Raw genomic sequence first — 5716 nt, 5'->3', positions numbered from 1 at the left:
ATCTGGATCTTGATTTCATAATTGGACATAGGATTCTCGCATCAAAAGGTTCTTTTTGGGGGAAAATAACGCAAAATCCAGTGTATTCCTGTTCTACAACATATTCAAATCACCTGCACAGCTCGAATATTTTATAAGCCTGGGCATAATCTTTGTGCGGTGGTAATCCCAGATTTCGGGAGTAATCCACCGCTTCTTCCACTAATTTTCTGGCACAGGAGGGATGAATCGTCTTCAGGCGTTGCCGACTGTTGAACTCTGATACCATGGTATCATATTGATCTATGGTGATCACTCGTATGAAGGCGTCTTTGCACCCCAAACAATAGACATCCAGCAAAAACACCCCCATCACGACTCTGTTGTGTTCTTTTCTGCTGACAAGCACATAGCCAATGCCTGAATCAAACAATTCTTTTGCCTGTAAACATTGATACACGGGATACTGGAGAGCATGAGCCAAGCCCGCCTGACCGCCCGCCCTTGAATGTTTATGTTTTTCTTTATATCGGGCATTGCGTTTATCCCGTTTTTTTTGCAGTTGCTTCTGATTTAATCCCATCTTTAACTCCTGTTTGCTTTGCTTGTAACGTTTTTAAGCATCAGTGCCTGTTGTTCCAGATCCAGTTGATCGACCAGACCTTTCAGACGATAGCGGGTTTCTTCGCCCACCGATTTTTTGAGTCGTTCCCTCAATAACTCCTGGAGTTGATCCGGTGCGCTCCAGTCATAAGCTCGAGTGTGCATCATGGTCAGTTTTTCTGCCAGATCATCCCATTCCCGGGCTGTGAGAGCCTGAAGATGAAACTGATTCAGAGATCGCCATGCCTGTGCGTAGTTTTGCTCAAAATATGGAGTTTCGAGGGGTTCCTCACCCTGTTGCCGGAGAAGTTGACGGTCATAATCTTCTGATTCCACTTTGTGAAAAAAATCATCAGTGAACGCAAAAACTGACAGGATGTGGGCAGGTTGTTCAGAGAACCAGATCTGCTGTAACAACTGATAGTTTCTGTTTCTCATGGAAATATTGGCCTGCGCCATGGATTCACCTTCGTCGAATAGAATCACCCACCCGCCATACCCCATTTTTCGGAATAGTTCAGACAGGCCCTGAAGCATCTGCCAGTATGGCTCAAAACCACGGCAAACCAGTGATTGTTCCCGATAAAAATCGACTTGCCGGTATTTGAGTGCCCGTTGCAGTCGGGAATAGGAAATGGTTTCGCCTCGAAAAACCCGGGCAAGTTGAGGCGAGAATTCTCTGGGACGATAAGCCATGTGTTTTTTGGTGGTTTTCTGCTTGCTGGTGAGCGCTACGGTGTTCATGGCCAGACCGGTCAATACGCAACGAAACAAGTGGGGTATATTTTCCGGAATCAGGGATTTTACTGATTCCGCTGTGATAGATTTTCCGGCAAATTGTTGTTCCACCCATTGTTTCCAGCGTTTTTCGAACACAGTGTCATTTCTGTCAGGAAATTTAAGGTTTTCCATCAGTGCGCCATACACTAGTTTGAACTGGTGCAAGGGAAGTTCCCTCGGGTCCAGGTTGATCATGCTGGTGACATATCCTTGTCGTTGCGCATAATCCTGAATATAGGCCAGGCTGTGCGATTTTCCCTGACCATAGGACCCCCGAACAAACAATTGCGCCGATTTTCCGGAACTTACCTGCTGTAGTCCCACATTCACTGCGGCTTGCAATCGGTCTTCATGCGCTGTCAGCAAACGAACAGCGACGGGATCAAAAATTCCTTCCCGCAGACGTTCCATGGCCTGCCGCAAATGAAAGGACGATTCCTGATTGATTTGTGACTGAAAATTCATACTGAATGCTCCTGTTTTATTTATAGCCACAGAGGCGCGGAGAAAAAGGGAGACCAGCGGGTCTCCCCTACGTTTATCACGTGGTTCTGTGGAAAAATTTGTTTTAGGAATCCCATTTGGGTTGAAGTTGCTCGAGTTTTTCCTGTTCCATCTCACGCTGGTTGCTGGTGATGTGATCAATCACATCGCTTTGCGCATCTGGAACATTGCCCTGTTCCGCCATGTCGAGATAGCTGATGATGGATTTGATGAAGAGGCGAATTTCGCTGAGCAATCCCATTTTGTTTTGGGTTTCACACAGTTTTTCTATGAGAGGATTCTGGATACTGTTTTGGGCATCCCAGCGGTAGGCAATTTCATGAATCTGACGCAGGCACAATCCGAGATCCACAAATTCACGGGTTTCCAGCGGTGTCCGGTGCAGATCGACCAGCACACCCCGATAATTGAGTTTTTTGCCTTCACCCACGGAACGCACCCGACTCCAGAGCGCATCATAGGACTTGAAGCCTTTTTCTGACGACAGCACATCAGGAATGATGGAAAAAAAGATGTGCATGAATTCCGTTTGCTCGGTATTGTCAATGAGCAGACGGATGTTTTCATAAGCGGAGTTGCGGACAGCAGTCCCTTGGGCGATAATGGTTTCCAGTTCATCCAGCAACAGAATCAGTCCCTGATATCCCAGATATTTTAAAAAGGCGATCAGGGAACGCAACAGGTGCTTGCTGTTGGTTTTGCTGAGTGATTCAAAAATCTGAAATGGCTGAAGATCTTTTTTACTGATTTTCTGACCTTCCAGCCATTGAAACAGGATTTCCTGCCGGGACTCGTTTTCTTCAGGATGTTCCAGGTTTTTTGCCATGAAACGGTGTTCCAGCATTCCGGACAGCGCATTGGCAAAATTCAGATTCATGCCCGGTAGATTCCGTAACGATTCCGTCAGGGCAATGACTGCATCAGGCTTATCTGTCAGTGATTCTTCCAGAGAATTCAGCCATTGCGTCACCAACGGGCGAAGGCCAGATTGTTCTTCAGAGCTACGCAATTGCTGGACAATCTGCTGATACACCACCTCAAATTTATGGATGGGCACCTCACGGGTCAAAACAACAAATGACACCGCAAACTTTTTTTCCAGTGCCAGATGTTGAATGACTGACATGAAATGGGTTTTTCCATCGCCGTAATCACCGTTGATGAACCGGACTTTGGAGCCACCCTGGCCGATATAGTTTTCCAGATCATCCTCAATCAACGTCAGCCACTGGGTGCGACCCACTGTGAAAAAAGGAACATATTCAATGGGAACACTGCCTTTACGCAGATGCTCAATCACGGCTCGAGCCTGGAATGGTTTCAACTGGGCAATATCCTGCTGGGATTTCATGGTACTCTCCTTTGTTGGTTATTGATTTTCCTGAAAGGCAATTCCGGATATTTGACGACGCTGACCATCAGGGTCAATCATCCACAGGTTGCTGTTGCGACCGGGTCTCAATTCCAGCATGTATTTTCCTGAAACCGGACCAGAATTGGATTCCATATAACGCCAGAAATCGACTGCGAATTCATCCAGGCTGTAGCCCTTGAATTTGACTTTGTCCATATCCAGAAAAAACACCTTACTCTGAAGGGACATCACATATTCCTTGTAAAACGGCTGAATGGGAACGGTCTGCCCGATGGGTTTGTTTTCCAGTTTCAAGAGATCCGTATAGGTTTTAAAAATACTGTTGATGAAGTTTTGCGGGTCAAAGGGACGATCATACAAACGGCGCTTCAATTTAAGTGCCGCGGAGATTATGCGTTTGGGATCAATGGTTTTGATTGGACGATCGTTGATCAAGGTGAGACGTCCGCTAAAATCAACCGAACCTTCAATCCCCTTCATGATTGTGAATCTCGGCAAGTCAATTGTAATGGGCAGGCCGACTGCGTCAGCGGCGTTTTTGAGGTCATCCAAAAAATCAACACGGTAACGATCCACCTGCTGGCTGGCATATTCTCGCAGTTGTTCAAACAAAGGCTGGCAATCAGCAAGTTCCGACTCCTGTTCAACATCGGCCACTTCGTTGCTTTTCAACAAAGTATCGAGCGTGAGAAAATCATCTTTTTCCGTACAGCGGATGCATTGCGCAATGACATCCAGACGGCGTTTCCGCTGATTTTGTTGTTGCTGATAAGGTTTTGCGATTTCGTTCAGTTCTGTGCGGATCTGTTCCAGAAAAGATGGCTGTTGTTCCATAAGATTCCTTGGGAGAAGAGGGTCATTGAGAAATAAAGCCCAAGGTTTATCAAATTAGTAAAAAGGAGGCAATCAGATTATTTCAACGCTCCAGATAAAAACTTTCATGCGTTCATGAAAGTCAGACCACAAAACAATGTTGAAAAAAACAAGGATTTTTAAGGGACAGAATTTTCATCAAACCTGTTGCAATCAGGGCTAAACCATTGAAAAGCTGGATTTTGGATATCGTTTCCCATTGATTTGCAGTGAGATGGAATGTTCGCCGGAATAGTGTTTTCTACCTGAAGTGTTTTTCAACCTATGGGATTTTTCAATGTGCAGTGTCGCGTCGGGTGCAATTTGTATATCACGCATCTTGAATACTTTATCGGCCCCCTTGCCGTTGGATTTCATATAATTCACAACATAGTCAATCATCAATTTTCGCGATTTTTTTTCTTGTGAATGGATGGAAAAAGACATTTGGAGAGTATCGCCAACCTTGAATTGGCGCTGATTGAGTTCGATCGGTGAAACCTCAATGCTCACATCCGGTGAATATCCCAGTATTTCCAGCACATCCGTGTTTCCTTGTTTGAGCAGAGAGCGACTTGCGTGACGAACGACCCACTGAACATTCTTACTCCCGGATTTCTGCCATTTCCGTAAGGTTTCAATGGCAATGTCCGGATTGTCTTTGGCAATGTCATTGATGTTGTTGGCGACTGAACGCCGCACATAAAGTTCAGAGTCGTCTTTTAATTTTTCCAGTAGTTCCAGAACGGGGACCGGGTTTTTCTGAAATCGTGTTATTCTGCCAGCGAGAGGCAAACGGGGACGGGTTCCTTCTGACACCAGTCTACGAACATGTGGACTTGAATCAGCGCACCACTCATGCAGAATACTCATTGTTTTTTCGTAGTCCACTTCTAAAAAAGTTCTCAAATCGCCTTCTGCCGAAAAACGTTTCGTCATTTCATACAACGCCTGCATGGAAACATCGTAATGCCCTTTGCCATAGTCAGCGACAAATGCGCACTCGGCCATAACAATAAAAGAATCCCAGACGGTGATCCCGGGTTCCTGCAATTCGGGACCTAACGATTTTATCAGAATATCAACAGCTTGTGGAAAATGGTCAGGAAGGTATTTACGTAGCATTTCCTTAATGTGTTTTGCACGTTCCAAAAAACCTGATTTGGCAAAAGAACCGACGGTTTCAGCACAAAATTCATCAACCTTGAAAGACGGATCCTGTTTGTGAATCGCATTCGCCAGTTGATGAACGACCCTTTCATTAAACACCTCTTTCAAAGGATTTTCCTGACTCAATCCTGCCATGTTATTTGTCTCCTGCTGAAATCATTGCTATTCATCAAATGTCAAACAATTCGTCCAGGGTTTTGGCGGTCAGAATTTTTTCCGCCAGGGATTCCAGTTGTGGAATGGTCATGCTTTCCAGACGGGAAATGTATTCACTCGAGATTTCACGGAATTTGACTTTCAGTAATTTTCGGGTCACTGAAAGCAGACCTTCAATCTTACCTTCAATCTTACCTTCCGCTTTACCTTCAATCTTACCTTCCGCTTTACCTTCGTCAATCCATTGCTGTGCTAATGTGGGCATGATGATCTCCTCTAAAATTTCGGGGTTGGGGA

General features: G+C 45.3%; 6 protein-coding genes. All 6 read right to left on the bottom strand.

From position 1 onward, the window contains the following. Positions 1-109: 109 nt before the first annotated feature. The 6 genes from HQM11_21170 to HQM11_21145 all read right to left on the bottom strand — a co-directional run bounded on the left by HQM11_21170 (position 110) and on the right by HQM11_21145 (position 5684). Positions 110-562, bottom strand: a complete 453-nt coding sequence (locus HQM11_21170; protein MBF0353551.1) for a hypothetical protein — start codon at positions 560-562, stop codon at positions 110-112. A 2-nt stretch (positions 563-564) separates the two neighbouring features. After that, entirely contained in the window at positions 565-1827 is a 1263-nt protein-coding gene (locus HQM11_21165) for a DUF2791 family P-loop domain-containing protein (GenBank protein MBF0353550.1), read from the bottom strand. 103 nt (positions 1828-1930) lie between these two features. Next, entirely contained in the window at positions 1931-3217 is a 1287-nt protein-coding gene (locus HQM11_21160) for a DUF2791 family P-loop domain-containing protein (GenBank protein ID MBF0353549.1), read from the bottom strand. Between the two features lie 18 nt (positions 3218-3235). Then, complete coding sequence (locus HQM11_21155; GenBank protein MBF0353548.1) at positions 3236-4075, bottom strand: hypothetical protein; 840 nt, start codon at positions 4073-4075, stop codon at positions 3236-3238. Between the two features lie 198 nt (positions 4076-4273). After that, positions 4274-5398 carry a DNA alkylation repair protein gene (locus tag HQM11_21150; protein ID MBF0353547.1) on the bottom strand — a complete coding sequence of 375 codons (1125 nt, stop codon included), beginning with the start codon at positions 5396-5398 and terminating at the stop codon, positions 4274-4276. Between the two features lie 34 nt (positions 5399-5432). Beyond that, entirely contained in the window at positions 5433-5684 is a 252-nt protein-coding gene (locus tag HQM11_21145) for a DUF4351 domain-containing protein (protein MBF0353546.1), read from the bottom strand. Positions 5685-5716: the final 32 nt, after the last annotated feature.

The sequence above is a fragment of the SAR324 cluster bacterium genome (assembly GCA_015232315.1).
Taxonomy (GTDB): domain Bacteria; phylum SAR324; class SAR324; order SAR324; family NAC60-12; genus JADFZZ01.
Note: the sequence above shows the minus strand (reverse complement) of the source record. Positions and strands in the feature narration are given on the sequence as shown.

Excerpts from the sequence above, each read along its gene's own strand:
- HQM11_21145 (MBF0353546.1), bottom strand. The coding sequence starts at position 5,684 with ATGCCCACATTAGCACAGCAATGGATTGACGAAGGTAAAGCGGAAGGT.
- HQM11_21160 (MBF0353549.1), bottom strand. The coding sequence starts at position 3,217 with ATGAAATCCCAGCAGGATATTGCCCAGTTGAAACCATTCCAGGCTCGA.
- HQM11_21155 (MBF0353548.1), bottom strand. The coding sequence starts at position 4,075 with ATGGAACAACAGCCATCTTTTCTGGAACAGATCCGCACAGAACTGAAC.
- HQM11_21170 (MBF0353551.1), bottom strand. The coding sequence starts at position 562 with ATGGGATTAAATCAGAAGCAACTGCAAAAAAAACGGGATAAACGCAAT.
- HQM11_21150 (MBF0353547.1), bottom strand. The coding sequence starts at position 5,398 with ATGGCAGGATTGAGTCAGGAAAATCCTTTGAAAGAGGTGTTTAATGAA.
- HQM11_21165 (MBF0353550.1), bottom strand. The coding sequence starts at position 1,827 with ATGAATTTTCAGTCACAAATCAATCAGGAATCGTCCTTTCATTTGCGG.